Raw genomic sequence first — 26,059 nt, 5'->3', positions numbered from 1 at the left:
CGACAGAAAATAATATCTATAAACTCAATGGATAATATAGGAGAACATAGCTATCGTGAAGTTGCGAAACAGCGGAGAGCAAGATGCACGCGATCAAGGCGACAGCCCAATCCCGCTACACGATCTACGCTGCACAACCGGCGCGGCGCGCGCGGGGCAATCTGATTCCTCACACCATTGCGATTGCGGCGGCTTTCAGTTTTGTCACGGCGCTCATCATCGGCGCGATCTGAAGCGCCAGTAGGGCTAATCTGACCGCGACAAATGCTCGTCCAGGGGCGAGCCGCTGGCCGCCCGGCTTAGTCTCGCGCACGATCATTCCCCTTTGCTCCAGTTTGAGACGCCGCGTACAGCGACAGACCGGACGCTTGTGGCGTATCGGCCGTTATCGCCGAAGACGATCGTTCCGCTTGCCGTCGGGACTGTCAACGTCGTAGCCTTGCCCGCGGCAAGCGGGAATGTGTGACTTATGCGACGAATTGCTCCGGAAGACCCGTATGCGGTGAAGCGTCTCGTCACTTCGCTTTCGGAGCCGCACGGGAGGAGGAGCGAATGCTCGACAAGAGAAAGTTCTATATCAACGGCGAATGGGTCGATCCGATCGAGGCGAAGGATCTGGAGGTCCTGAATCCGGCGACCGAGCAACCGATTGCCGTGATTTCCATGGGTACCGCCGCCGATATCGATCGCGCCGTCGCCGCGGCGAAGAAGGCGTTCGCAACCTACAGCCAGACCAGCGTCGAGGAGCGTCTGGCGCTGCTCGAAAAGCTGCTTTCGATCTACAAGCGCCGTTATGACGAGATGGCCACAACGATCACCATGGAATTGGGCGCGCCGGCGACGATGGCGCGCGAGCAACAAGCCGATGTCGGCGTCGGCCACCTGCAGGGTTTCATCGACGCGCTGAAGCGCTTGAAGACGCGCGACCGGCTTCCGAACGGCGATATCATGCTGCGTGAGCCGGTCGGTGTTTGCGGCCTGATCACGCCCTGGAACTGGCCGATCAACCAGATCGCGCTAAAAGTCGTGCCGGCGCTTGCCACCGGCTGCACCTGCGTGCTGAAGCCCAGCGAATTCACGCCGCTCAACGCCATGCTTTACGCGGAGATGGTCCACGAGGCCGGCTTCCCGGCAGGTGTCTTCAATCTCGTCAACGGCGACGGGATCAACGTCGGTGCCGTGCTCTCGAGGCACAGGGACATCGACATGATGTCGTTCACCGGTTCGACCCGGGCTGGTATCGCCGTCAGCAAGGATGCGGCCGAAACGGTCAAGCGCGTCACGCTGGAACTTGGGGGCAAGTCGCCGAACATCGTCTTCGCCGACGCTGACCTTGAGGAACGCGTTGCCGGCAGCATCCTCGAATGCTTCAACAATTCCGGCCAGTCGTGCGACGCGCCGACGCGCATGCTGGTGGAGCGCGGCGTCTACGACAAGGTGGTGCAGATTGCGAGGCGTGTCGGTGCCGAGGCCAGGGTCGGCGATCCGGCGAAGGAGGGCTCACACATCGGGCCGCTTGTCAGCCACATCCAGTTTGGCCGCGTGCAGGCGCTGATCGAGGCGGGTATTGCCGAGGGCGGCAAACTGCTCGTCGGCGGTGTGGGCAAGCCGGAGGGCTTCGAGACCGGTTATTTCGTCAAGCCGACGATCTTCGCCGACGTCGACAACACGATGCGCATCGCACGCGAAGAAGTATTCGGTCCGGTGCTGGCGATCATTCCCTTCGATACGGAAGAGGAAGCGATCCGGATCGCCAACGACACCAATTATGGACTTGCGGCCTACGTCCAGACAGGGGATCCCAAACGGGCCGAACGCGTCGCCGCAAGGTTGCGCGCAGGCATGGTGCATATCAACGGCGGACCGCACCGCTATGGCAGCCCCTTCGGCGGCTACAAGCAGTCCGGCAATGGCCGCGAAGGCGGCCTGTTCGGCCTTGAGGATTTCCTCGAAGTGAAGACCGTGCACGTCCCCGACGCGGCTTGATCCTCTGCGATGACGAGATTCAGCCGGTGCCCGTCCACCGGCTGAATTTTTGTAGCTAAATTAGCGGCTGGCGGCTGTTGTCGGCGGCCGGGTTCTGGTAGCTGGCTCGCGGGTGCCGTGCGGCATCCGTCATCAGTTGACCCTCTGGACATCGCCGTGACTCAAGCCGCCGCTTCCGTTTCCTCCCGCAACTCGCTTGCGATGACAGCACTGCTGCTCGGCGGTGCTGCTATCGGGGGATCGCCGATCTTCGTGAGGCTCTCCGAGGTGGGGCCGATGGCGACCGCCTTCTGGCGCGTCGCCCTGGCGCTGATCCCGCTTGTCGCCTGGTCGTGGTTTCGGAACGCGCCAGCAGGCGACAGGCGGCCGCAGCAACTTTCCGACTATGCGATGCTTATCCTGCCCGGCGTCTTTCTCGCGATCGACCTCGCCGCCTGGCATCTTTCCCTGACCATGACATCCGTTGCGAATGCGACGCTGCTCGCAAATCTTGCGCCGGTCTTCGTCACGCTCGCAAGCTGGGCGCTGTTTCGCGCCCAGGTCAGCGGTGTCTTCGTCGCGGGGCTCGCGACGGCGATCGCCGGCGTCGTGATCTTGAAGGGCGGGCCAGCCGGGCTCGCCGCGGGCAACCTCCTCGGCGATGGCATCGCGGTCGTCGCCGCGATGTTCTATGCCGGTTATATCCTTGCGATCGGCAAATTGCGGAGCCGCTTCGACACCAACCGGATCATGATCTGGAGCACGGCCTCGGCGGCCGTCTGCATGCTGCCGATGACGCTCGTCGCCGAACCCACGCTTTTCCCGGCCAGTGCCTTCGGATGGGCGATGCTGTTCGGTCTCGCCTTTGTCAGTCATGCGGGCGGACAGGTGGCGATCACCTATGCGCTCGCCTACCTGCCGGCCGCCTTCTCGTCGTTGACCCTGCTGTTGCAGCCGGTTGTGGCGGCGATCCTCGCCTGGGTGCTGCTCAGTGAACCCGTGGGCCTCGCCCAGGCCATCGGCGGCGCGATCGTGCTCGTCGGGATCCTGATCGCCCGCCGCGGATAATCTCCTACGCTCAGATGCCGGGCAACTCGAAGCTCGCGAGCCGTTCTTCGAGCTTGCGGATCGTCGCCACATCGGCATTGGCGAAGGCAAAGCGCAGGTAGTTTTCCTGGCCCTCGCCGAAATAGTCGCCGGGCAGGCAGACCACACCGGCGAGCTTCGCCAGCTTCTCGGCAACGAATTGCGAATCGATATCGGGGAAGGGGTGGCGGATATAGGCGAAATAGGCCCCGACCGCCTGCAGCTTCCACTTCGGCAGGCGGCTCATGACCTCCTTGAGGGCGTCGGCGCGCGCGCCGATTTCAACACGGTTCGCAAGCCGCCAATCGGCAAGCGCCGGAATCGCTTTAGCGACGGCGGCCTGTGCTGCGCGCGGGGCACAGATCTGCAGGTTATCCATGATCTTTGTGATCTGTTCGACGAGCGCCGGACCGGCGGTGATCGCGCCGAGGCGGTGGCCGGGAATGCAGAAGGATTTCGAGAAGCTGTAGAGGCCGATGAAGCTGTCCTGCCAGCCCTTCGCCTGAAGCAGACCGTGGGGCGCAAGGTCGGCTGATGGCAGGAAGTCACGGTAGGTCTCGTCGAGGATCAGCCAGGTGCCGTTCTTGCGGCAGGCGCCGTGGATACGCTCGAGCAACTCCGGCGGATAGACGGCGCCGGTCGGGTTGTTTGGCGAGACGAGGGCAAGCGCGCGAATGCCAGGCCGAAGCGCCGAGGCGATCGCGTCCACCTCCGGCAGGAACCCGGCGCCGGCGTCACAGGGCACCAGTTCGACATTGATGCCCAGCATCGCCAGCGTCGTCTCCTGATTGAAGTAATAGGGGTTGGTCATCAGGACCGTGTCGCCCGCCCCGGCGATCGCCATGACGGCACACATGAAAGCCTGGTTGCAGCCGGAGGTGATGTGAATGTTTTCGGCCGTAACCGCCGCACCATAGAGGCTGGCGACATGGGCGGCATAGGCCGCACGCAATTCCGTCTCCCCCTCGATCGCGCCGTAACGGGTGTAGGCGGTCGAGGCGGAAGCCTCGCCGAGCCATTTCAGCATGTCCGGATGCGCGGGATAGCCCGGCACCGCCTGCGAAAGATCGATCAACGGGCCTCTTGCCCCGTCATAGGCCTTCGCCCAGGCGAGCACCGAGGGAACCGGCGGCGGCGCGAGCTTTTCGACGAGGGGATTGAAATGCGGCATTTGAACCTTCCTGTTGTTGCTGGCAAGCGGGGACAAAGGGCTGGCGGAGAGTTGCGCCGAGCTCTCGGTCCCGTTCTATGATTTGGCCTTGCGTTTCTGGGGGCGTTCCGGGCGACGGTTCCGAGCCGGCGACGAGACGGGCTGAAAACCGTCCGCGGCCGTCTTTCGCGCGGCTTCCGGCTTCGGAATGCGGCTTCGAATGATCGTGCGGGCGGAAACCTGTAGCTCCGGCATCGGGTCGCTCTCAAGCGCGGCGAACAACCAGTCGATGAAGACGCGGACGATCGGTGCGGCGCGGATCTCGTTGCGGCAGGCGACGAAGAAGGCATCGTTGGCCGGCACCGTCAGATCGAAGGGGGCGATCAGTTCGCCGCGCGCGATCAGGCTTCCCGCGGTGATCGTGTCGCCGAGCGCGACGCCCTGATTGTGCAATGCGGCTTCGGTCGAAAGCCGCGCGTCGCTCATGAAATGCTGGCGGCCACGCTGCAGATCGATCGCATCGGCGGCGGCTAGCCAGGTGTTCCACTCGCGACCGTCGTCGCCGTGGAGCATCACGTGGTCGCGCAGATCCCGCACGGAGCGCAGCGGCCGCATATTGAGGAGTGTCGGGCTGACGACCGGGAAGAGCTCGAGTCGGCTCCAGAGCTTCGCCCAGCAGTCGTTCCAGTTGCCATCGCCGTAGAGCAGGCAGACATCGACGTCGGGGGAATGCAGATGCGCCGCATCGTTGGAGGCGATCAGCGTCAGCCTGACGTCCGGGAACTGTTCGGTGAACTGGTGCAGGCGCGGGATCATCCAGAAGGAGAGCAGCGCCGGGACGCAGGTGATCCTGAGTTCTCCGCTTGTCGCCGGGCGTGTCATGGCGGCGGTGGCGGCGGCGATCTCCGCGAAGGCATGGGTGACGGCCGGCAGCAGCAGGGCACCTTGCGGGGTCAGCCTCAGCCGTTTGCCGCCACGCTCGAAAAGCGTGGCGTTGAAGGAGAGTTCGAGTGCCCGGATCTGATGGCTGATGGCGCCGTGCGTAACGTTGAGCTCGCGCGCCGCAGCCGAAACGGAGCCGCGCCGGGCGGTCGCCTCGAAAGCACGCAGCGGATTGAGAGGAGGTAGGCGGCTCGACAAAAAAGGCGCTCCGGAAGACGGGCAGGAATGTGAATTTTTCTCACACGAAACGCTATAACAATGTCAATTGATTTTCCAGCGGAATTGTCTCCTAATATACGCCAACAAAGGCAAAAGCCTGGGGAACATGACGGCGCCAGTCCAACCGGCGAAATCCGCAAATCACGATTTGCGGCGCGTCCCGCGCATCCCCGGCGGCAAAACATGGAGGTTCGGGCGCATGGCCTGGGATGAACAGAAGCTCAGCGAATTGAAGGCGAAATATGGCGAAAGTCACGGCGGCGAGCTCTTCGATCCGACGTTTCGCAAGGTCGCGGATAAGATCTTCACCAAGAGCGGGACGCGGCTGGCGCCCTATTCCGGCATCCCGACCTTCCTGACCGCGCCGTATATGCCGGTCGACGCCGAAAATCCGGATTTCGGCAACTTGCAGGTGGCGATCGTCGGCATACCGATGGATCTTGGTGTCACCAACCGCCCGGGCTCCCGTTTCGGACCGCGGGCGCTCCGTGCGATCGAACGCATTGGTCCCTACAACCATGTGCTCGGCTGCGCGCCCGTCCAGGATCTCCGCGTGGCCGATATCGGCGATGTTGCCTTCCAGAGCCGCTATCGGCTGGAACTCAGCCATGACGATATCGAAAAGCGCATCAACCAGATCGTCGATGCCGGCGTCGTGCCGCTTTCGGTCGGCGGCGACCATTCGATCACGCATCCGATCCTGAAGGCAGTCGGCAAGAAGCGCCCGGTCGGCATGATTCATATCGATGCGCACTGCGACACCGGCGGCGCCTATGACCTCACCAAGTTCCATCATGGCGGTCCGTTCCGCAACGCGGTCCTCGACGGCGTGCTCGACCCGACCCGCGTCGTCCAGATCGGCATCCGCGGCTCGGCCGAATATCTCTGGGAGTTCTCCTACGAGTCCGGCATGACCGTGATCCACGCCGAAGAAGTCACCGGCCTTGGCATTCCGGCTATCATCGAAAAGGCGAGGAAGATCGTCGGGGACGGTCCGACTTACCTCTCCTTCGATATCGACAGCCTCGACCCGAGTTTCGCTCCCGGGACCGGCACGCCGGAAGTCGGCGGCCTGACGACGCGCGAGGTGCTCGAACTCATCCGCGGCTTGAAGGGTGTCAATCTTGTCGGCGGCGATGTCGTCGAGGTTGCCCCGCAATATGACGCGACGACCAATACGGCCCATGCCGGTGCGCAGGTACTCTTCGAGATCCTGAGCCTGATGGTCTTCAGTCCGGCGATCACCGGCAAGGCCGGCTGACACTTTCGAGATCGCCCGGCCGCCGAACTGGAAGCGACGGCCAGGGGCATCCTGACCCGACAAACAAACTTCCAGACTGGGGAACGAAAATGACAATCCAAATCAAGCTGAAAGCATTGTTTGCCGCCGCACTGATGGTCGGTGCCGCGGCTGGAATGGCTCATGCCGATGCTCTCGACGATATCAAGGCCGCCGGCCAGATCAATGTCGGCATCTTCTCTGATTTCCCGCCGTTCTCGTCGGCCAGTGCTGACATGAGCATCAAGGGATATGATATCGATGTCGCGCAGCACATCGCCGATGCGCTCGGCGTGAAGCTCAACCTCGTCAGCATTACCGGCCAGAACCGCATTCCCTATCTCAACGACAAGCGCGTCGACATCCTGATGAGCGTCGGTTACTCGAAGGAGCGTGCCGAGGTCATCGATTTCGCGGCCGCCTATGCTCCCTACTACATCGCCGTCATCGGCCCGGCCGAGCTCAAGGTCGCCGGCAAGGACGATCTCGGCGACAAGACGATCGCAGTCAATCGCGGGACGCTCGAGGACACTTCCCTCACCGAAGCCGCACCTGCCTCGGCGGACATCCAGCGGTTCGATAACTACAATGCCGTGATCCAGGCCTTCATTTCAGGCCAGACGCAGTTGATGGTGGTCGGTAACGACGTCGGCGCGCAGGTCCTTGCGCGGCAGGAGGCATTGAAGCCGGAACAGAAGTTCCAGTTGCTGACGTCACCGTCGCATATCGGCCTCAACAAGAATGAGGAGCGCCTGAAGCAATCGGTCAACGACACGGTCGCCAAAATGCTGTCTGACGGCAAGTTGAATGAAAGCTCCGAGGCGTGGCTGAAGACGCCGCTCAACCCCGACAACCTCAAGGACTAAGCCGCTCCGGCGAACGGCGCGCGGCCTGCGGCTTCCGCAGGCCCGTCCGGGAAGGGTTGCGACGATGGGCTACAGCCTCGACTTTGGATGGCTTCACCACGCCGCGGGCGCAATCGCCCACGGTGCGGCCATGACTTTGCTGTTGATCGCCTGCACCACGGTGCTCGGCATCCTCATCAGCATTCTCGGCGCTGCCGCGCGCCGCAGTCGCTATGGCGTGCTCCGCAAGGCAGTAGCAAGCTACGTCGAAGTGATCCGCAATACCCCGTTTCTGGTGCAGCTCTTTTTCATTTTCTTCGGTCTGCCGACCATAGGGATCCGCCTCGATTCAATCGTCGCGGCGATCCTGGCGATGACCCTCAACATGGCCGCCTACACGACCGAGATCGTCGGCGCCGGTCTCGATGCAGTTCCAAGGGGGCAGAGCGAGGCCGCTCTCGCGCTCGGCCTGAGGCCGCGTCAGGTTTTCGTCAAGATCATCCTGCCGCAGGCCCTCAAGGTAATCTTCCCGGCACTGACCAGCCAAGTTGTGATCATGATGTTGGAGTCGGCGGTCGTATCGCAGATTGCAGTGCGCGAGCTCGCGCATGAGGCCGACCTGCTGCAGGCACGGACATTCCGGTCCTTCGAAACCTACCTCGTCGTCACGATGATCTATCTCGGCCTGTCGATGGCGATCAGGCGATGCCTTGTCGCCAGTGGCCGGCGTGTGTTGGGGGCGGGCGTGTCGTGATCGAATTCACTTTCTGGGATATTCTGCGCAATCTGCTTTTCGCGACGCGCTGGACGCTTCTGCTTTCGATCGTTGCCTTCGCCGGCGGGACTGCGGTCGGCCTGCTGATCCTGTTTGCCCGCATATCGAAGCACCCGTGGTTGCGCCGCCTCGGCTCAGGCTACATCGCGCTTTTCCAGGGAACACCGTTGCTCATGCAGCTCTTCCTGATGTTCTTCGGCCTGCCGATGCTGGGTTTCCGCATCGAGCCGTGGACGGCCGCGGCGCTCGGGCTCACCTTCTACGCCAGCGCCTATCTCGCCGAAATCTGGCGGGGCGGCGTGGAAGCGCTGCCGCGCGGTCAATGGGATGCTGGCGCCAGCCTCGGTCTGCACTATCTTCAGGAACTGCGCCTGGTCATCCTGCCGCAGGCCTTTGCGATCACGCGTCCGCCGGCTGTCGGCTTTCTCGTCCAGCTCATCAAGAGCACGGCGCTGACCTCGATCATCGGCTTCGAGGAGCTTCTCAGGACGGCCAATGCGATCAATAATGCAACTTTCGAACCTTTCACTGTCTATGGTCTGGTCGCCGTGATTTTCTTCGTGATTTGTTATCCCTTGACGCAATATGCGCGGATGCTCGAGCGGCGAATGCCAGCACATTGACACCGAAAAGATGCAGGGAATCAACTACAACAGGGAACGCGGCAGCTGCCGCCAAAACAAAGGAGACATGCAATGAAAATCAATTCCATCAAGCGGCGCACGCTGCTGGGGGCGGGGCTTGCCGGCGCATCGATGCTGGCGATGCCGGCGGTGCTGAGGGCGCAGGACAGGTCGTTGAAGGTCGGCGTCTACGGCGGCTACTTCAAGGACTCGTTCGACAAGAACATCTTCCCCGAATTCACCAAGGCCACGGGCATCGCGATCGAGTCGGTCGCAGAGCCGACCGGTGAAGCCTGGCTCGTGCAGTTGGAACAGGCCGCTCGTGCCGGCCAGGCTCCGGCGGACGTCTCGATGATGTCGCAGGTCGCAATGCTCAAGGGCCAGGCGACCGAGCTCTGGGCGCCGCTCGATATGGCGAAGATCAAGAACGCCTCGCATCTGCTCGACCGGTTCATCAACAAGTATCCGGATGGCCGCGTCGCTGGCATCGGAGCCGTTTCCTGGTACATCACGCTCGTCACCAACACCGACGTCTTCAAGGAAGCGCCGACGTCGTGGACCGCCTTCTGGGATCCGGCAAATGCCGACAAGCTCGGGCTGCTCGCGCTCGTCTCCAATTCTTTCCTGCTCGAGGTGACCGCGAAGACCTTCATGGGCGGCACCAATGCGCTCGACACGGAGGAGGGCATCCTCAAGGCATTCGAGAAACTCGCCGAAGTGAAACCGAATGTCCGGCTCTGGTATCGCGACGAGGCGCAGTTCGAACAGGCGCTGAAGTCGGGTGAAATTCCGATGGGCCAGTATTATCACGACGTGACCGGTCTTGCGGCCGCAGACGGCCATCCGGTACGCTCTACCTTCCCCAAGGAAGGCGGCATCCAGGATTCCGGTTGCTGGGCGCTGTCGCGCGCTTCGCAGAAAGCGGAGGAAGCGCACATCTTCATCGACTATATGTCCCAGCCGTCGATTCAGGCGACGCTGTCGCGTAAGGTTGGCACCTCGCCGACGGTCAAGCGCGAATCGACTGATCTTACGGACAAGGAGTTTGCAGCCGTTTCGTCGGACATCGAGCCGATCATCCCGCGCTACGATCTCTACCAGACCAAGTCGGATTGGCTGAACCAGAAGTGGACGGAGCTGATCGTCGGCTGATCGCCAATGGGCGTCGACTTCCCGCCTGCGGGCGGGGGGTCGATGTTGAAAGACCGAGCGGAATGCGGGCGGAAAAACCGTTCCCCTGTTCGCGCTCCATGAACCACATGCGCATCAGGCGCTACTGCATGGTTCCTAGGGAACCGCTTTGAGGCCAAGGCCATGCAGCAACTCACAGCGATGCAGCGACCTTTGCGTCTGAACGGACGCACGGCGCCGCAGGACGGGAAATATATGTCGGGACTTGCCCTTCAGAACGTCGTCAAGGAATTCGGGTCCTTCAGGGCCGTCAACAATGTCGAGCTCGCGGTGCCGCATGGCACCTTCGTTTGCATGCTCGGCCCCTCAGGCTGCGGCAAGACGACGTTGCTGCGCATGATCGCCGGCCTCGATCTTCCGACGGGAGGTGCGATCCGCCTGGACGGCGAAGACATCACCCACGTGCCGACCCATAAGCGCAATCTCGGCATGGTGTTCCAGTCGCTGGCGCTCTTCCCACACCTGACCGTCGGCGAAAACATCGCCTATCCCTTGCGAATCCGCAAGGCGCCGAAGGAGGACCAGAAGCGGCGGGTCGAGGAACTGCTGTCGATGATCCACCTTTCCGGCTATGCCGACCGGCCAGTCTCGAAGCTTTCCGGCGGTCAGCGTCAGCGTGTTGCAATCGCCCGCGCGCTGGCAATCTCACCGAAGCTTTTCCTTCTCGATGAGCCGCTTTCGGCACTCGACGCGAAGCTCAGGGAGGCGATGCAGGTGGAACTGCGCCAGTTGCAGCAGCAGCTCGGGATTACGACGATCGTCGTCACGCACGACCAGCGCGAAGCAATGACGATGGCCGATACGGTGGTCGTCATGAATGGCGGGGAAATCCGCCAGGCGGCATCGCCGATCGAAATCTATCGCCGACCGGCGGACAGTTTCGTTGCCGACTTCATCGGCCAGACCAACCTGATCGAAGCCGAAGCGGACACGCGGGGCTATGTTTCCGTTCTCGGCCAGCCAGTGCAGGGCCTTGCCCTGCCTGACGGCGCCGCAAAGGCCATGCTTTCAATTCGTCCCGAGGACGTGCACCTGACGGCGCCGGGTGCCGGTGCGATTTCCGGCACGGTCACTTTCGTGCGCGATCTCGGCGGCACGATCGAAACGTTTGTCGATGTAGCCGGCCGCCAGATCGTCGCCGTTTCCACGCCGCGCGAGCGGCCGGACGTCACCGTCGGCCAGCAAGTCGGCGTCGCGCTCACTCCGGACGTTTGCGTGGTGCTCAGGAAATGAGACGCGAACCGCCCCAGACCATCGGCGACTACGCGCCGCTCCTTTTCCCCGCGGCGATGCTCACCATCTTCTTCGTGGTGCCCTTTGGTACGATGATCGCCGTGAGCTTCTTCCAGCGCCAGCAGGGCGGCTTCTATACGCCGGCCTTCGTCTTCGACAATTATGCCCGCTTTCTTACGGCGTTCTTCGGCGGCGTGCTCGGCTTCTCGCTCATGATGGCGATCGCAGTCGCCATCTGCTGCGTCGTGCTGGCGCTACCCTTCACCTACATGCTGACGCGGATGGCGCGCAGCGTGCAGGTCGTCTGGCTTGTCGCGCTGCTCTCGGTGCTCTCGCTCTCCGAGGTCATCATCGGTTTCGCCTGGTCGACGCTTTTTTCGCGCACGGCCGGCATCACGAACATTCTTGTTGCGCTCGGCCTCATGGGCGAGGCCAAGGCGCTGACGCCGAGTTTCGCCGCAGTGCTGACGGGCATGGTCTATCAGGCCTTCCCCTATACGGTGCTCGTATTGTTCCCGGCGCTTGTCCGACTTGATCCGACTCTGACCGAGGCCGCGCGAACGCTCGGGGCGTCGCCACTCAAGGCCTTCTTCACCGTCGTCGTTCCGGCGCTGAGGAACACGATCGTCGCGACGCTGATCATGGTCTTCATCTTCGCGCTCGGTTCCTATCTACTGCCGCAGCTTCTCGGCCGTCCACAGCACTGGACGCTGTCGGTGCTGATTACCGACCAGGCGATCTACCAGTCGAACATGCCTTTCGCGGCGGCGATGGCGGTGTTCCTCGTCCTGGTGACGCTTGGCCTTGTCGCCTTGACGGTTATTGCGGGACGAAAGGGAGAGGCGGCATGACGTCCATTTTCCGCAAGTTCTATTTCTTCCTGATCGCGCTCTTCCTTGCGCTGCCGCTGATCGTGGTTGCCGGCGTTTCGGTCAATCAAAAACAGACGCTCGCCTTTCCGCCGCAGGGCTTCTCGACATCCTGGTATGGCGAGATCTTCCTGAATCCCGAATGGCGAAACGCACTGATGGCCTCGGTTACGCTTGCGGTGCTTTCGGCAGCGCTTGCCGTCACCATCGCCTTGCCGCTTGCCTGGTTCCTGTGGCGGCGGATAGCGCCCTGGGCGAACATCTTCCAGCTTCTGGGCGTCGCGCCCTTCACGCTGCCGCCGGTGATCACCGCGTTGGGCCTTCTCACCTTCTGGGCGACTGTCGGCTTCTACGGCCAGCCCTGGACTGCGGTCGTCAGCCACGCGATCTTCTTCGTGACGCTGCCGCTCGTCACGCTTTCGCTCGGCTTCACGTCGATCGATCGATCGCTGGTCGAGGCAGCATCGACCATGGGCGCGGACGAGCGCACGGTGTTCCGCACCGTGGTGTTGCCGCTGATCCTGCCCTACATCGTCTCGGGCTATGCCTTTGCGTTCGTGCTGTCGCTCAATGAATATATCGTCGCCTATATGACCGTCGGCTTCACCATGGAGACGCTGCCGATCAAGATCTTCAACGCGCTACGCTACGGCTACACGCCGACCATGGCCTCGGTGACGATCCTCTTCGTCACGACGGCCGCGATCATCTTCGGCCTCGTCGCCCGGTTCGGAGACCTGCCGAAGCTGCTCGGCGCCATGTCATCGGATGGCAAATGATGAAGCTTGCCGCTCTGCAGATGAAATCCGTTGGCGGTGATATCGCCGCCAATCTCGCCCGGATCGGGGCAGCGGCGGTCGAGGCGTCCCGCCAGGGCGCGACGCTGCTTGTCACGCCCGAGCTCGGCGTCACCGGCTACGGTGCCGGTGACGTGATCCGTGACATCGCCGAGGCCGCCGACGGCCCGATCGTGCAGCGGTTGCAGCAGATTTCGGCCGAAGCCGGCATCGCGATCATTGCCGGCTTCGCCGAGCGTGAGGGCGATGCCGTCTACAACAGCGCCGTCCATGTCGACGGTGACGCCGCCCCGACGGTCTATCGCAAGTCGCACCTCTATGGCGACTACGAACGCTCGCTGTTCACGCCGGCGGAGCCGTCGACGCGCCTGTTCGAACACCAAGGCGTCAGGTGCGGCATGCTGATCTGCTACGACGTCGAGTTTCCGGAAAATGTCCGCCGACTCGCGCTTGCCGGCGCCGACGCCGTGCTGGTGCCGACGGCGCTTCCGGCCGGTTGGTCCGGAACCTTCATTGCTGACCACATGATTCAGACGAGGGCGTTCGAAAACCAGCTCTTCGTCGCCTACATCAATCATTGCGGTTCCGACGCGATGTTTTCCTTCGCCGGTTCGTCGCGCATCGCTTCGCCGGACGGGCAGCTCCTGGCGAAAGCCAATTCCGCAGACGAAACGCTGATCTTCGCGGAAATCGACCCGGGGCTGTTTGCCATTTCGCGGTTGGAGAATACCTATCTCCGGGATCTGCAGCGTCCGCGCGGTTAGAGCATCCCGCTTTCATTGGAATCACTGAAGGCGGATAAGATGCTCTAGAATCAGAGTGCTAGAGCGCCCTTTGTGCGTTCGTTGAACGCATGGCGCTCTAGATCGTTCGCCTTTAGAGAACAATCTGTTCGCGTCGCTTTCTCTTTTTGAAGCGACCGAGCCGACCGATATTGGGGCTCAACGAAATGCCCGCGTTACGGCGCCGTTCGTCCTATGAGACGCCCAAACGCCACCGTAACGCATTGAACTGGAGGCAATCATGAGCTTGCAACTGACAGGCATCCACCACCTCACCGCGATCACTGCCAACGCGCCGGAAAACCTGCGCTTCTACACCAAGACGCTCGGGCTGAGGCTGGTCAAGAAAACCGTCAATCAGGACGACACCACCGCCTATCATCTTTTCTATGCCGACGGAAAGGCAACGCCCGGTAGCGACCTGACGTTCTTCGACTGGCCGGTCGGCCCGGAGGGACGCGGCACGCACAGCATTTCGCGTACCGGCCTCCGGGTTGCCAGCGCCGAAAGCGTCAGATGGTGGAAGCGCCGGTTTGCCGAACTGAACGTCTCGGCCGGTGAGGTCACGGAAATCGACGGCCGGACGTCGGTCGACTTCGAGGACGGCGAGGGCCAGCGCTTCCGGCTTCTGGATGACGGCGGACCTGCGCCGTCGCATCCCTGGGACAAGAGCCCGGTTCCCGCCGAGCATCAGATCAAGGGCCTTGGCCCGATCACGATCAGCGTGCCGGATATCACCAACACGGCGCTCGTGCTCACGCATGTCATGAACATGATCGATGTGCGCACCTACGCCACGCCGGACGGCGTCGGCGAGGTGCATGTCTTCTCGATGGGCGAGGGCGGTCCCGCGGCCGAGTTGCATGTCGCGGTCCAACCGGGCCTGCCGATCGCCCGCCAAGGCGCCGGCGGGGTGCACCATGTCGCCTTCCGCACGGCGGACGTGGATGCGTTGCATCAGTGGACGGAACGGCTGAACGGCTTCCGCTTGCCGTCGAGCGGCGAGGTCGAGCGCTTCTATTTTCGCTCGCTCTATTTCCGCGAGCCGAACGGCATCCTGTTCGAGATTGCGACCGACGGTCCTGGCTTTGCCGTCGACGAACCGATGGAAACGCTCGGCGAAAGTCTTTCGCTGCCGCCGTTCCTTGAGCCGAAGCGTGCTCAGATCGAGGCAGGGCTGAAGCCCTTGGAGTAGCCAAAAGAAGCCGGGACATTGTTCTCGGCTTTCTTTTTGTCTTTTGACCTCTAGTTCTACTGCATGTTTCCTTAAATCGTAGCCGATTTAAGGAAAGAAACATGCGGCAATTCAAAGTGCTACAGCGTCCTTTGCGCGTCTAATAAGATGCGGGCGCTGTAGTGAGGAGGGCGGCTTTGGGCCGCCGATGCGCGGACAAGAGGAAACCCATCATTCATGAGGAAGATTCTCGGCATATCGGGCAGTCTGCGAAAGGCTTCCTTCAATACGGCTTTACTGAAGGCAGCAAAATCCCTCGCGCCGGACAACATTGAATTCGAGACCGCGACGCTGCACGGCATCCCGCTTTACGATGGCGATGTGGAGACCGAAAGCGGCATCCCGGCAGCGGTGACCGATCTCAAACAGAAGATCGTGGCGGCGGACGGCGTGATCCTCTTCACTCCGGAATACAACAACTCGATGCCCGGTGTTTTCAAGAACGCCATCGACTGGCTCAGTCGTCCGCCGGCCGACACCAAAAAGGTGTTCGGTTGTCGACCCTTTGCGTTGGCCGGTGCGTCGCCTGGGAATTTCGGCACCATTCTCAGCCAGAATGCCTGGCTCTCCGTGATGCGGACGCTCGGGGCCGACCTGTGGTCGGGGAAGCGGTTGATATTGCCGAAGGCCGCTGCGTTGTTCGATAGCGAGGGGCAATTGACCGACGAGCAGACCAGGGAGCGGGTCCGCGACTTTGTTACCGCCTTCGCCGAGTATGTCGCGACGACGAAAGCGTCGTAACGCATCACAGCGCCGCGTCTTATTAGAGCATTTCATTGTTTCATTGAAACAGTGAAATGCTCTAACTCTTTGAAACTACGCAATTCCGGACGGAAAACCGTTTCACACTTTTCCTCGAATTGCTCTAGAAGCGCAAAGGACGCTGTGGCATTTGAAGTGCTGCATGTTTTTATCCTTAAATCGACTGCGATTTAAGAAAACTTGCAGTAGGGCACGGCATCAGAGACCGTTTTCCACCAGCCAGCCGCGAATGGCTTCCGCATCGTCGTCACCGATGCCGTGGTGGGTGTCGATGTCCAGCGCCTTGAGGTTTGCGCCAGTATCGGCGAGGACCCTTATGAGGGTCGGTGCGTATTTGCCGTAGGGATCTTCCTTGCCCGTCAGCACCAGAAGATTTGCTCCGGCAAGGTCGGGTGTCGGCGCGTCTTCGAGCGCGGCCATTGCCCGCATCATCACCACGTTCCTGATTAGGCCCGGGTAAAGCAGCATGACGGCAGCCAGCATATTTGCGCCGTTCGAGTAGCCGATGAAGATCGTCTTGTCAGGCGTGAGGCCGTAGCCATCGCGCGCGCCTTCGATAAAGGCGACGAAGGCCTCTGCCTCCGAGCGGATATCCTGCTGGTCGAACGTCGTCATCGACAGGCGGCGGAACCAGCGCGGGAAACCCTCCTCGGTGCTTCGGCCACGCATTCCGAGCAGGGTGGCGCGCGGATCGATCTGATGACCGAAGGGGAGCATGTCCGTTTCGTTGCCGCCGCTGCCGTGTAAGAGCACGAAGGTGCGATGGTTGGGTTCATCCGGATGATAGAAGCGGTGGATGAAAGGCAGGTCGCGCGGCGTCAGCCGCGGCTCGCCGGGCAGGGCGAATTGCGGAAGCTTCACCAAGGTCCCGGCTGCATCGGCTTCAAGGTGCGTCGGCAGGAACAACTTGGATCCGAGCGTGTCCGGCAGCTCGTCGACCGCGAAACCGGGACCGTCGGTGGCAAGCTCGTAGAGCGAGCCGCCCGGTTCACGCACATAGAGCGAGAAGAAATATTTGCGGTCGTGCGCGTTGGTCGCACCGGCGTGCTCCTGCTCGAGATCGGCCCGCACGGCAAGCACCGTCGCCTCATCCGGCGCGCGAAAGGCGATATGGTCGATCGTGCCGGTGCCGGGCGCCGATGTCCAGAAGCCGGTGGCGTCGCGCACGTCGATGACGTCTCCGGACTTCGACGTGAAGCGCCGGATCGTGGCTGTCGCTCCGGTCTCCGAATAGCCGAAATGATTTTGCAGGAAGTGGGCGGTCTCCTTCGGCTTCTCGGTGAGGATGGTCGCGCCGCGCAGCCGCCGGATCGCGTCGGTCTCCGGAATATCCGGGCTCGCCCATGGAGCGGGTTCGGCAAGCGCGTTGGTTCCGACCAGTTTCACGATCACACCGTCCGGATCCTTGAGACGCAGCACCGGCTCGCCGAACTCCTGCGCCGGGCCGGTCGCCTGAATGTTGAACTGCAATGCGCGCGTCAGCCAGAAGCCTATGCTCTGCGGCGGGATGGCAAAGGCGATTTCGCTCGGCTGACCGTGGCCGACGCGTCCGGGCGAGCCGTCTTCCCACATCAGGAAGGTGACGAGCGAGCCCGGCGACCCCGCCGCATCCCCGTAAAAGAGATGCAACTGGTTGGGGTCCTCGTAGCCGCCGGTTCGCTTGACGAGGCGCAGGCCGAGAAAGCCGACATAGAAATCGACATTTGCCTGCACCTTGCGGGCGATCAGGGTGATGTGGTGGATGCCGCTGGTCACCGTCTTGTCCTTCTGCACGTCAAGGCCGCCTCAGGGGCCTGCGCACGTCCGTGGATCCCTCAGCCTTTTTTGCCGGCGAGGAAGGCCTTGAAGGCTTCGCCATGGTCCGGATGCCAGCGCGAAAGCGGCGGCCGGTTCTCGACGATGTCGCCTGCGGCCCACAGGATGCGCTTCTCGTCCGTCGCGCGGTCGACCTCGTTGTCCGGGCAGAGGATGTAAAAGTCGCCGCGCTCGAGGGTTTCCATCATGAAGTCCACGGTCTCATCCGGGGTCCATGCGCCCGCCGGCTTTTCCGTTCGTCCGTGGGCGGTCAGCGACGTGTAGACGAAGCCGGGGATCAAGAGATGCGCGGCGACCTTGCAGCCTTCGGTATTGCGCAATTCATGCTGCAGCGCCTCGGTGAAGGCCTTCACCCCGGCCTTCGAGACATTGTACGCCGGATCGCCGGGCGGGGTGGTGATACCTTGTTTCGATCCGGTATTGATGATGAGCCCCGGCTCGCCATGGGCGATCATGGCGGGCGCGAAAATCCGCGAGCCGTTGATCACGCCCCAGAGATTGACTGCAATCACGGCTTCCCAGTTCTCCAGTGGGCCAAACATCGAGCTGCCCGGCTGGATGCCGGCATTGTTCATCAGCACATGCACGTGGCCGAACCGCTCGCTCGCCGAACGCGCCAGCGCCACGAGATCATTGGGGCGGGAGACGTCCGTGGCGATTGCGGCGACATCGCTCGCGCCGTCCGTGGCAATCCTTGCCACCTCGGCCGCAGCCGCCTGCAAGCGTTCGCCGGGCAGGTCGGCAAGGACAACCTTCAGCCCGAGGCCGGCGAAGCGCTTGGCCGCGGCAAGCCCGATGCCGGAGGCAGCTCCGGTGATGACAGCAACGTTATTTTTTGCGATGGCGGCGTAGGACATGGTGTGGATCCCCGTTGACGGCGGAAAGTTCCGAAAGAGATAGAGCGGCGGCGGCGCCAAGTCCATCGCAATCACCGGCGACCGGTTTGCGAAACGTCTGAAATGTCATTGCTTTCCGACAACCTTGCCCAGGAGCGCGCGAGCGCTAGTTCTATGTACGGGGTTTTATGGGCAGGTTCCTCCGCACGCCCCGGCCACGAGATGGTTCATGGCAAGCCAAACGAGCAAGAACAGCAAACGCACGCCGTGCGAAAATTGTCCCCTTCGCCAACTCGCGGTCTTTCGCGATTTCGCAGCCGAGGAACTGGCTTTCGTTTCGGATTTCAAGACGGGCGAGTTGGCAGTCGATAGCGGCGCGACGATAATCCTTGAAGGTATGCACAGCGCTCACCTCTTCACCGTGCTTGCCGGTTGGGGTTTTCGATACAAGATGCTCGACGACGGCCGGCGTCAGATCCTGAACTACGTAATGCCTGGAGATATTGTCGGACTTCAAGGCAGCCTGATGGGAGAAATGCAGCATTCGATCGAGGCGCTTTCTCCGGTTACTCTCTGCGTCTTCGAACGGGACAGGCTCAATCAGCTTTATACCAGACACCCCGACCTTGCTTATGATCTGACCTGGATTGCCGCCCGGGAGGAACGCATGCTTGACGAGCATCTCCTGAGCATTGGCCGGCGTTCGGCGCTTGAGAGGGCCGCCTATCTACTTGCGTTTCTTTACCAGCGGGCAAAAGCATTAGAGCTGTTTCGCGGCAATCGCGTCGCGATCCCGATCCGCCAGCAGCATGTCGCCGACACGCTTGGCCTTTCGGTTGTCCACACCAACAAGACCCTGAAGAAGCTTGCCGACCGCGGGCTCATTCGGTGGGTGGACGGGGGATGCAACGTGCGCGATGTCGATGGGCTGCTTGCGATTGCCGAGTGGGGCGGCATCAGCGAGAACAAGCGGCCATTCATCTGATGTGCCGTCACATGTCAATTTTAAATGCCAGGACACTCTTTACGACCTAGTTTGGATGTTCGAGGATCAAGCCTCGGTTTGCGGGGCAGGGTTCTGAAAGGGCATCGGGAGTGCAAAGCAACGAAATTCCGCCGACAATCAAGACGGTTCTCGTTTTGGACGACAATTTCATCATTGCGATGGACGCCGAGGAAATCCTTACATCTCTGGGAGTGGCAGAAGTTCACGTCGCCACGAATGCCGAGCAGGCTATGGAAATCGTCGCCGCTCACGCCATCGATTTTGCTCTCATCGACGTCAATCTCGATAGCGATACGAGCTTCATCATTGCCGATGCCATGATCGCGCGCGGCATCATGGTCGGGTTTACCAGCGGATACGGCGAATCTTTTCCTTCGCCGGAGCATCTGCGCGATGTTCCGAGGATCGACAAACCCTTCAACGAGATGACGATCGGCAGCCTTATTGCCGCCGCACACGGTCAGCGCGATCGTTGACCACGACGTCAGGGCTTGCCGCGGGCGACGAACCAGGGATTGGCAAAATCGCTGTCGTGGCGCTGGTTGCGCTTGCCGTAAGTGAGAGGCGTTCCTTCCATGGTCAGCGTCTCGCCGCCGGCCGCGCGCAGGATAGCGTCGCCGGCTGCCGTGTCCCATTCCATGGTACGGCTGAAGCGCGGGTAGATGTCGGCAAGCCCTTCGGCCAGCAGGCAAAATTTCAACGACGAACCGACCGCCTCATAGTCGGTAATGCCGTGATCCGCGAGATAGGCGACCGTTTCGGCGCTGTTGTGCCAACGACTGGTCAAGGCCACCGGCCGGTCGCCGCAGATGCGGCAGCCGATGGTCACGTGATCACCGGCAACGCGATCGTCCTCGATCAGGGCCTTCCTCGCCTTGCCGGCACTTGCCGAATAGAGGATGCCGAGCGCGGGGGCATAGACCACGCCGGCGACCGGCGCGCCGTCCTCGATCAACGCGATGTTGACGGTGAAATCGCTGCTGCGGCCGACGAATTCCTTGGTGCCGTCGAGGGGATCGACGAGGAAGAACGATTTTCCGGAAATATCGGGGACGTGCCCGGCGGCCGCGGCTTCCTCGGCGATCACCGGAATGTCGGGAAAGCTCGCCGCGAGATCGGCGAGGATTATCCGTTCGGCGCTGTGGTCGGCGTCGGTAACGGGTGAAGTATCGGCTTTGTAGCTGACGGCCGGGCCGGCGTTGTAAATGTCCAGGATCGCCCTTCCGGCTGCGACCGCCGATCTTTCCAGTGTTTCCAGCATTGTCACTCTTCTTTTTCGCGCCAGCGCGCCGATTCGCACGAGACGGCGGAATGCCGATAGCCTTCCTTCATACTCAAATCTGCCTCTTTGCCGCAATTGCCGAAGCTCCCGGAGTTGCCGCGGAAAGATATGTCATCGCGGCATTTTGCAGCCGCAAGGCGCCTTGCATCTTTGCGTTGCGCTTTGCTTATGCAAAGGTGGCCGCGCAAATGAACTGGATGCCTTCATGCGCTATTCCGCATTCTCGATCGTCAAGAACGCCCTCTCCGGAAATCTGAAATGGAAGCCGCAATGGCGACAGGCCGAGCCGAAGTCGCATTATGACGTGATCATCGTCGGCGGCGGCGGTCATGGTCTCGCTACAGCCTACTATCTCACCAAGGAATTCGGCGTCAAAAACGTCGCCGTGCTGGAGAAGGGCTATCTTGGCTCTGGGAATGTCGGGCGCAACACGACGATCGTGCGTTCCAACTACATGCTGCCGGGCAACGAGCCGTTCTACGAATTTTCGATGAAGCTCTGGGAGGGGCTGGAGCGGGAGCTGAACTATAATGTGATGCTGTCGCAGCGCGGCGTGATCATGCTCTACCACAGCGACGGCCAACGCGACGCTTACATCCGGCGCGGCAATGCCATGTGGATGGAAGGCGTGGCGGCAGAGCTGATCGAGCGCGACCAGCTGAAGAAGATGATCCCCTTCCTCAATTATGACCACGCCCGCTATCCGATCCTCGGCGGGCTCCTGCAGCGCCGCGCCGGCACCGCCCGGCACGACGCGGTCGCCTGGGGTTATGCGCGCGGCGCCGACCGCCACGGGGTCGACATCATCGAACATTGCGAGGTAACCGCCATCCGCCGCGAGAACGGCGTCGTCACCGGAGTCGAGACGACCAAGGGCTTCATCGGCTGCAACAAGCTCGCACTGGCGGCTGCGGGCAACACGTCTCGCGTTGGTGAGATGGCGGATCTGAAGCTGCCGATCGAGAGCCATGTGCTTCAGGCCTTCGTGACCGAAGGGCTGAAACCTTGCATCGACCATGTGATCGTCTATGGCGGCGGACATTTCTATATCTCGCAATCCGACAAGGGCGGCCTTGTTTTCGGGGCGGAGATCGACGGCTACACCTCCTACGCCCAGCGCGGAAACCTCGCGACTGCCGAGCATGTGATGGAGGAGGGGGTGACGATGATCCCCGGTCTCTCGCGCGTCCGGGTGCTGCGCTCCTGGGCCGGGGTCATGGACATGAGCATGGATGGATCGCCGATCATCGACCGCACGCCGATCGACAATCTCTATCTGAACTGCGGCTGGTGCTACGGCGGTTTCAAGGCCACGCCCGCATCGGGCTACTGCTTCGCTCACCTGATTGCCAAGAACGACACGCACCCGGTCGCGCGCGCCCTGAGGCTCGACCGCTTTGCCCGTGGCTATGCGGTAGACGAGGCTGGTGCCGGTCCTCAACCCAATCTTCACTGATAGAAGCGACGAACCGCCCATTCCACGCGGTCGCATTTTCGAACCAAATGGACCCGCCCGGGTCCAAGGACAAGACGATGGCAAGCCTGATCACCTGTCCCCATTGCGGGGTCCGCCCGAAGGAAGAGTTTACAATTCGCGGCGACGCGTCCCTCATTCGCCCGGCGCCAACCGCATCGGACGAGGCCTGGCACGATTATGTCTACGTGCGCGCCAATCCGCGGGGGCGCACGCTCGAACACTGGCAGCACGTGGCGGGCTGCCGCCGTTTCCTGGTGATCGAACGCGACACGTTTACCCATGAGGTCCATTCCGTGACTGATGGCGCTGCCTTCGCCAGGGAGAACGGCCGATGACCGCCTATCGCCTGACGGCCGGAGGACTGGTCGATCGCAGCCGTTCGCTGAGTTTCAGTTTCGACGGCCGCCCCTTGCGCGGTTTTGCCGGCGACACGCTGGCCTCGGCGCTCCTTGCCAACGACCAGCTGCTCGTCGGCCGCAGCTTCAAGTATCACCGGCCGCGCGGCATCGTGAGCGCGGGAACGTCGGAACCGAATGCGCTTGTCACGATCGGTTCCGGCGCGCGCAGTGATCCGAACACGAAGGCGACTGTTGCGGAGCTTTATGCCGGACTGACGGCACGCAGCCAGAACCGCTGGCCGTCGCTCGGCTTCGATATCGGCGCGATCACCGATCTTTTCTCGCGGTTTCTGGGTGCGGGCTTCTACTACAAGACCTTCATGTGGCCGGCGCAATTCTGGGAAAAGCTCTACGAACCGCTGATCCGCCGTGCTGCCGGCCTCGGACGCACCGTGCTCGAACGGGATCCGGAAACCTATGAGAAATCCTGGGCGCACTGTGATCTGCTCGTCGTCGGTGGCGGCCCGACCGGACTGACGGCGGCGCTGACGGCGGCACGCTCCGGGCTTCGTGTCATTCTCGCCGACGAGGATTTCCGCCTGGGCGGGTCGCTTCTTTCGGAAACGCAGCCGATCGATGGAGCGCCCGCCTATGTCTTCGCCGATCGTGTCGTCGCGGAGTTACAGGCGCTGCCGAATGTCACTTTGTTGCCGCGGACGACGGTCTTCGGCTGGTACGACGACAATGTCTTCGGCGCCGTCGAACGGGTTCAGAAGCATGTGGCGGAGCCTCTGGCCAAGCTGCCGGCGGAGCGGGTCTGGCGCATCGTCGCGCGGCGGGCGCTTCTTGCGACCGGTGCCGAGGAGCGTCCGCTGGTCTTCGGCGGCAATGATCGGCCGGGCTTGATGATGGCCGGGGCGCTCAGGACCTATGCGAACCGCTACGGCGTGGCAGCCGGCAGATCGGTTGCGATCTTTACCAACGGCAGCGCCGGGTATCAGGCTGCCCGCGACCTCCACGCCAAGGGTATCGCCATAGCGGCAATCATCGACAGTCGTGCAGCGGCAGAAGACGCCGCGCCGGAAGGCACGCGCGTGATCCGCTCGGCCTCCGTCGTCGATACCAGAGGACGCCGGCGGGTTTCCGGGCTCGTGGTCGAGCGGTCGGGTTTCGAGGAACTTGTTGCGTGTGACGCGGTCGGCATGTCCGGCGGCTGGAGCCCGATCATTCACCTGGCGAGCCAGCGTGGGGCGAAGCCGGTGTGGTCCGATCAACTGAGCGCGTTCGTTGCGCCGGATGTCGGCGGCGGGTTGCGTATCGCCGGGTCAGCGGACGGCGTCTACACGCTTGCGGGCTGCATCGGCGATGGCGCCGCCAAGGCGTCGGCGATCGCATCCGACCTGGGGTTCAAGCCCGCTCAGGACGTTCTGCCGCAAACGGGCGAGGAAGCTGATCCGTCCTTCACCGCGCTTTGGTATGTGCCCGGGGCAAAGTCCAAGGCCTTTGTCGATTTCCAGAACGACGTGCACGCGAAGGATCTGGGGCTTGCGCTGCGCGAAGGGTTCGGCCATGTCGAACACGCCAAGCGCTATACGACCAGCGGCATGGCGACCGACCAGGGCAAGCTCTCGAACATCAACGCCGTTGGTATTCTTGCCGGCATGCGCGGGGTAAGCCCCGCGGATGTCGGGGTGACGACATTTCGCCCGTTCTACACGCCCGTTTCTTTCGGCGCGCTTGCCGGGACGGCGCGCGACAAACACGCCCAGCCCGTCCGGAAATCGCCTCTGCACGAATGGGCGCGGAAACATGGGGCGACGTTTGTCGAGGCCGGACAATGGTATCGGTCCGCCTGGTTTCCCCGCGCGGGCGAAAAGACCTGGCGCGAGAGCGTCGATCGCGAGGTGCTGAACGTGCGCACGAACGTCGGCATTTGCGACGTCTCGACACTGGGCAAGATCGAGCTTTTCGGCCCGGACGCGGCTGAATTTCTCAATCGGCTCTATTGCAACGCCTTGCTGAAGCTACCGGTCGGCAAGGCCCGATATGGCCTGATGCTGCGCGAGGACGGTTTCGTCTATGATGATGGCACGGCGAGCCGGCTCGCAGAGGAGCATTTCCTCGTGACCACGACGACCGCGATGGCGGGCGGCGTGATGTCCCACATGGAATATTGCTCGCAGGTGCTTTGGCCCGAACTGAAGGTTCGTTTCTGCTCCGTGTCCGACCAGTGGGCGCAGATGGCCATCGCCGGGCCGAAGGCGCGCGGCGTATTGCAGCAGCTTGTCGAGGATGACATCTCCGACGCGGCATTCCCGTTCCTCGCCGCCGCAACGGTAACGCTCAAGGGCGGGCTGAAAGCCCGGCTCTTCCGCATTTCCTTCTCCGGCGAGCTGGCCTTTGAATTGGCCGTTCCGGCGGGATTTGGCGTGGCGGTTGCCGATCAGCTGATGGACGTTGGCCGCGCCTTCGATATCTGCGCCTATGGAGTGGAGGCCCTCAACGTGCTGCGGCTGGAAAAGGGCCTGCCCACGCATGCTGAATTCGATGGCCGGGTGACCCCGGACGATGCCGGGCTGGGCCGCATGGTTTCAGCCCACAAGGCGGACTTCGTCGGCAAGCATCTCTCGTCGCGATATGGGCTGACGGCCGCAGACCGGATGCAACTCGTGGGACTGAAACCGGTGGACAGGGAGAAGGACATTCGCGCCGGTGCGCATCTGCTGCGTGAAGGCATGAAGCCGTCGAGCCTTAACGACCAGGGCTGGGTCAGTTCCGCCTGCTTCTCGCCGGTTCTCGGTCATCATATCGCCCTTGCCTTCCTGAAGTCGGGCCGCGAGCGTTACGGCGAACGGATTGTCGTCTGGGACAAGCTGCGCGATCAGGAGGTCATCGCCGAGGTCTGCGATCCGGTCTTCGTCGACCCTGAGAATGCCAGAATGAAAGCCTGAGGAAACCGCCGATGATCCGCGATTACTACAACCGTCATGCGCTTGATGAGAAGCTGCGCGGCGCGCCGCGGCCGCCGGGCGCCAATCATCTCGCCATCGGCCATAGGCAGGCAATCGCGATGGTACTTGCCAGCGCCGGCGAGGAGGACGCGGTCGAAAGGCTGTTATCGTCCGTAACTGAATTCGCCGTGCGGTTCAGCGCGCCGGGCGAATGGCTGGCCGTCTCCGAAAACGATACGCCGGAGGGGCTGCAACGTCGCCTCGACACTCTTTGCAGCGGCCGGGCCCACATCGTCGACCAAAGCGAGGCGCACGTCCTTTTCCGGCTTTCCGGCCCGTCAACGCGCCGGATTCTTGCGAAGGGCATCGGCGTCGACCTGCATCCTACGGCTTTTGTGGCCGGCGCCAGTGCGAATGCGCTTTGCGGCCACATCTCCGTCAATCTGGCGCGGACCGGGGAAGATGTGTTCGAACTGCTCGCTCCGCGCTCCTTTGCCGAATCCCTCTTCGACGACCTCATGACAATGGGGCGCGAACACGACCTGACGGCCGCGTTCGCCGCGTGACGAGCCGAGCGGTTGCGGCGGCCGTTCGGATGTTGT

General features: G+C 62.3%; 25 protein-coding genes. 20 read left to right on the top strand and 5 right to left on the bottom strand.

Features of this window, described 5'->3' with window-relative positions; translation table 11 throughout:
* Nucleotides 1–83 precede the first annotated feature (83 nt).
* The 3 genes from FKV68_RS16060 to FKV68_RS16050 all read left to right on the top strand — a co-directional run bounded on the left by FKV68_RS16060 (nt 84) and on the right by FKV68_RS16050 (nt 3,033).
* The gene (locus FKV68_RS16060; RefSeq protein WP_180938809.1) at nt 84–233 is read left to right on the top strand and encodes a hypothetical protein; all 150 of its coding nucleotides are present in this window, start codon (nt 84–86) and stop codon (nt 231–233) included.
* 319 nt (nt 234–552) lie between these two features.
* The gene (locus FKV68_RS16055; RefSeq protein ID WP_180938808.1) at nt 553–1,986 is read left to right on the top strand and encodes an aldehyde dehydrogenase family protein; all 1,434 of its coding nucleotides are present in this window, start codon (nt 553–555) and stop codon (nt 1,984–1,986) included.
* A gap of 156 nt (nt 1,987–2,142) precedes the next feature.
* Nucleotides 2,143–3,033 (top strand): DMT family transporter, encoded by an 891-nt coding sequence (locus tag FKV68_RS16050; RefSeq protein WP_425347592.1) that lies wholly within the window; start codon nt 2,143–2,145, stop codon nt 3,031–3,033.
* A gap of 10 nt (nt 3,034–3,043) precedes the next feature.
* On the opposite strand, the gene FKV68_RS16045 is transcribed toward FKV68_RS16050, so the two are convergent.
* Together FKV68_RS16045 and FKV68_RS16040 are read right to left on the bottom strand one after the other, a co-directional pair.
* Complete coding sequence (locus tag FKV68_RS16045; protein ID WP_180938807.1) at nt 3,044–4,222, bottom strand: aminotransferase; 1,179 nt, start codon at nt 4,220–4,222, stop codon at nt 3,044–3,046.
* Nucleotides 4,223–4,297: 75 nt separating this feature from the next.
* On the bottom strand, nt 4,298–5,341 hold the full coding sequence (locus tag FKV68_RS16040; protein WP_180938806.1) for a LysR substrate-binding domain-containing protein: 1,044 nt from the start codon (nt 5,339–5,341) through the stop codon (nt 4,298–4,300).
* A gap of 220 nt (nt 5,342–5,561) precedes the next feature.
* On the opposite strand from FKV68_RS16040, the gene speB reads away from it, so the two are divergent.
* From speB to FKV68_RS15985, 11 genes are all read left to right on the top strand, one after another.
* Nucleotides 5,562–6,623 carry an agmatinase gene (gene speB, locus FKV68_RS16035; RefSeq protein WP_180938805.1) on the top strand — a complete coding sequence of 354 codons (1,062 nt, stop codon included), beginning with the start codon at nt 5,562–5,564 and terminating at the stop codon, nt 6,621–6,623.
* Nucleotides 6,624–6,712: 89 nt separating this feature from the next.
* Complete coding sequence (locus FKV68_RS16030) at nt 6,713–7,507, top strand: transporter substrate-binding domain-containing protein (protein WP_180938804.1); 795 nt, start codon at nt 6,713–6,715, stop codon at nt 7,505–7,507.
* Between the two features lie 64 nt (nt 7,508–7,571).
* Entirely contained in the window at nt 7,572–8,240 is a 669-nt protein-coding gene (locus tag FKV68_RS16025) for an amino acid ABC transporter permease (protein ID WP_180938803.1), read from the top strand.
* A complete protein-coding gene (locus FKV68_RS16020; protein WP_180938802.1) occupies nt 8,237–8,884 on the top strand; it encodes an amino acid ABC transporter permease in 648 nt (215 codons plus the stop codon). The genes FKV68_RS16025 and FKV68_RS16020 overlap by 4 nt, the downstream gene beginning before the upstream one ends.
* Nucleotides 8,885–8,956: 72 nt before the next feature.
* Nucleotides 8,957–10,036 (top strand): ABC transporter substrate-binding protein, encoded by a 1,080-nt coding sequence (locus FKV68_RS16015; protein ID WP_180938801.1) that lies wholly within the window; start codon nt 8,957–8,959, stop codon nt 10,034–10,036.
* Nucleotides 10,037–10,270: 234 nt separating this feature from the next.
* On the top strand, nt 10,271–11,308 hold the full coding sequence (locus FKV68_RS16010; protein ID WP_180941534.1) for an ABC transporter ATP-binding protein: 1,038 nt from the start codon (nt 10,271–10,273) through the stop codon (nt 11,306–11,308).
* Nucleotides 11,305–12,159, top strand: a complete 855-nt coding sequence (locus FKV68_RS16005; RefSeq protein ID WP_180938800.1) for an ABC transporter permease — start codon at nt 11,305–11,307, stop codon at nt 12,157–12,159. Before FKV68_RS16010 ends, FKV68_RS16005 begins: the two co-directional genes overlap by 4 nt.
* Nucleotides 12,156–12,956, top strand: a complete 801-nt coding sequence (locus FKV68_RS16000; RefSeq protein ID WP_180938799.1) for an ABC transporter permease — start codon at nt 12,156–12,158, stop codon at nt 12,954–12,956. The genes FKV68_RS16005 and FKV68_RS16000 overlap by 4 nt, the downstream gene beginning before the upstream one ends.
* Complete coding sequence (locus tag FKV68_RS15995) at nt 12,953–13,738, top strand: carbon-nitrogen hydrolase family protein (protein ID WP_180938798.1); 786 nt, start codon at nt 12,953–12,955, stop codon at nt 13,736–13,738. The genes FKV68_RS16000 and FKV68_RS15995 overlap by 4 nt, the downstream gene beginning before the upstream one ends.
* A 259-nt stretch (nt 13,739–13,997) precedes the next feature.
* Nucleotides 13,998–14,951: a ring-cleaving dioxygenase gene (locus FKV68_RS15990; RefSeq protein WP_180938797.1), complete on the top strand. Its 954-nt coding sequence runs from the start codon at nt 13,998–14,000 to the stop codon at nt 14,949–14,951.
* 216 nt (nt 14,952–15,167) lie between these two features.
* Entirely contained in the window at nt 15,168–15,731 is a 564-nt protein-coding gene (locus tag FKV68_RS15985; protein ID WP_180938796.1) for an NADPH-dependent FMN reductase, read from the top strand.
* 219 nt (nt 15,732–15,950) lie between these two features.
* Here the strand turns inward: FKV68_RS15985 and FKV68_RS15980 are convergent, their stop codons facing one another.
* Both FKV68_RS15980 and FKV68_RS15975 read right to left on the bottom strand, forming a co-directional pair.
* Nucleotides 15,951–17,507, bottom strand: a complete 1,557-nt coding sequence (locus FKV68_RS15980) for a VOC family protein (protein ID WP_180941533.1) — start codon at nt 17,505–17,507, stop codon at nt 15,951–15,953.
* A gap of 59 nt (nt 17,508–17,566) precedes the next feature.
* The gene (locus FKV68_RS15975) at nt 17,567–18,424 is read right to left on the bottom strand and encodes an SDR family NAD(P)-dependent oxidoreductase (protein ID WP_180938795.1); all 858 of its coding nucleotides are present in this window, start codon (nt 18,422–18,424) and stop codon (nt 17,567–17,569) included.
* Nucleotides 18,425–18,632: 208 nt separating this feature from the next.
* On the opposite strand from FKV68_RS15975, the gene FKV68_RS15970 reads away from it, so the two are divergent.
* Together FKV68_RS15970 and FKV68_RS15965 are read left to right on the top strand one after the other, a co-directional pair.
* The gene (locus tag FKV68_RS15970) at nt 18,633–19,388 is read left to right on the top strand and encodes a Crp/Fnr family transcriptional regulator (RefSeq protein ID WP_180938794.1); all 756 of its coding nucleotides are present in this window, start codon (nt 18,633–18,635) and stop codon (nt 19,386–19,388) included.
* Between the two features lie 110 nt (nt 19,389–19,498).
* Nucleotides 19,499–19,885 (top strand): response regulator, encoded by a 387-nt coding sequence (locus tag FKV68_RS15965; protein ID WP_180938793.1) that lies wholly within the window; start codon nt 19,499–19,501, stop codon nt 19,883–19,885.
* An 8-nt stretch (nt 19,886–19,893) separates the two neighbouring features.
* Here the strand turns inward: FKV68_RS15965 and cysQ are convergent, their stop codons facing one another.
* A complete protein-coding gene (gene cysQ, locus FKV68_RS15960) occupies nt 19,894–20,670 on the bottom strand; it encodes a 3'(2'),5'-bisphosphate nucleotidase CysQ (protein ID WP_180938792.1) in 777 nt (258 codons plus the stop codon).
* Between the two features lie 226 nt (nt 20,671–20,896).
* On the opposite strand from cysQ, the gene FKV68_RS15955 reads away from it, so the two are divergent.
* The 4 genes from FKV68_RS15955 (at nt 20,897) to FKV68_RS15940 (ending at nt 26,023) form a co-directional block, all read left to right on the top strand.
* Complete coding sequence (locus FKV68_RS15955; protein WP_180938790.1) at nt 20,897–22,147, top strand: sarcosine oxidase subunit beta family protein; 1,251 nt, start codon at nt 20,897–20,899, stop codon at nt 22,145–22,147.
* 77 nt (nt 22,148–22,224) lie between these two features.
* Entirely contained in the window at nt 22,225–22,503 is a 279-nt protein-coding gene (locus FKV68_RS15950; RefSeq protein WP_180938788.1) for a sarcosine oxidase subunit delta, read from the top strand.
* Nucleotides 22,500–25,457, top strand: a complete 2,958-nt coding sequence (locus FKV68_RS15945) for a sarcosine oxidase subunit alpha family protein (protein ID WP_180938786.1) — start codon at nt 22,500–22,502, stop codon at nt 25,455–25,457. The genes FKV68_RS15950 and FKV68_RS15945 overlap by 4 nt, the downstream gene beginning before the upstream one ends.
* An 11-nt stretch (nt 25,458–25,468) precedes the next feature.
* On the top strand, nt 25,469–26,023 hold the full coding sequence (locus FKV68_RS15940; RefSeq protein ID WP_180938784.1) for a sarcosine oxidase subunit gamma: 555 nt from the start codon (nt 25,469–25,471) through the stop codon (nt 26,021–26,023).
* Nucleotides 26,024–26,059: the final 36 nt, after the last annotated feature.

The sequence above is a fragment of the Sinorhizobium mexicanum genome (assembly GCF_013488225.1).
Lineage (GTDB): Bacteria > Pseudomonadota > Alphaproteobacteria > Rhizobiales > Rhizobiaceae > Sinorhizobium > Sinorhizobium mexicanum.
The sequence above is the reverse complement of the archived record's forward strand: the minus strand, read 5'-3'. Positions and strand labels throughout refer to the sequence as shown.

Coding starts and splice junctions, on each gene's coding strand:
- FKV68_RS16015 (WP_180938801.1), top strand. CDS start 8,957: ATGAAAATCAATTCCATCAAGCGGCGCACGCTGCTGGGGGCGGGGCTT.
- FKV68_RS16055 (WP_180938808.1), top strand. CDS start 553: ATGCTCGACAAGAGAAAGTTCTATATCAACGGCGAATGGGTCGATCCG.
- FKV68_RS15985 (WP_180938796.1), top strand. CDS start 15,168: ATGAGGAAGATTCTCGGCATATCGGGCAGTCTGCGAAAGGCTTCCTTC.
- FKV68_RS16030 (WP_180938804.1), top strand. CDS start 6,713: ATGACAATCCAAATCAAGCTGAAAGCATTGTTTGCCGCCGCACTGATG.
- FKV68_RS15940 (WP_180938784.1), top strand. CDS start 25,469: ATGATCCGCGATTACTACAACCGTCATGCGCTTGATGAGAAGCTGCGC.
- FKV68_RS15950 (WP_180938788.1), top strand. CDS start 22,225: ATGGCAAGCCTGATCACCTGTCCCCATTGCGGGGTCCGCCCGAAGGAA.
- FKV68_RS16005 (WP_180938800.1), top strand. CDS start 11,305: ATGAGACGCGAACCGCCCCAGACCATCGGCGACTACGCGCCGCTCCTT.
- FKV68_RS16045 (WP_180938807.1), bottom strand. CDS start 4,222: ATGCCGCATTTCAATCCCCTCGTCGAAAAGCTCGCGCCGCCGCCGGTT.
- FKV68_RS16025 (WP_180938803.1), top strand. CDS start 7,572: ATGGGCTACAGCCTCGACTTTGGATGGCTTCACCACGCCGCGGGCGCA.
- FKV68_RS16010 (WP_180941534.1), top strand. CDS start 10,271: ATGTCGGGACTTGCCCTTCAGAACGTCGTCAAGGAATTCGGGTCCTTC.
- FKV68_RS16000 (WP_180938799.1), top strand. CDS start 12,156: ATGACGTCCATTTTCCGCAAGTTCTATTTCTTCCTGATCGCGCTCTTC.
- FKV68_RS15990 (WP_180938797.1), top strand. CDS start 13,998: ATGAGCTTGCAACTGACAGGCATCCACCACCTCACCGCGATCACTGCC.
- FKV68_RS15975 (WP_180938795.1), bottom strand. CDS start 18,424: ATGTCCTACGCCGCCATCGCAAAAAATAACGTTGCTGTCATCACCGGA.
- FKV68_RS15995 (WP_180938798.1), top strand. CDS start 12,953: ATGATGAAGCTTGCCGCTCTGCAGATGAAATCCGTTGGCGGTGATATC.
- cysQ (WP_180938792.1), bottom strand. CDS start 20,670: ATGCTGGAAACACTGGAAAGATCGGCGGTCGCAGCCGGAAGGGCGATC.
- FKV68_RS15970 (WP_180938794.1), top strand. CDS start 18,633: ATGGCAAGCCAAACGAGCAAGAACAGCAAACGCACGCCGTGCGAAAAT.
- speB (WP_180938805.1), top strand. CDS start 5,562: ATGGCCTGGGATGAACAGAAGCTCAGCGAATTGAAGGCGAAATATGGC.
- FKV68_RS15955 (WP_180938790.1), top strand. CDS start 20,897: ATGCGCTATTCCGCATTCTCGATCGTCAAGAACGCCCTCTCCGGAAAT.
- FKV68_RS15945 (WP_180938786.1), top strand. CDS start 22,500: ATGACCGCCTATCGCCTGACGGCCGGAGGACTGGTCGATCGCAGCCGT.
- FKV68_RS16060 (WP_180938809.1), top strand. CDS start 84: ATGCACGCGATCAAGGCGACAGCCCAATCCCGCTACACGATCTACGCT.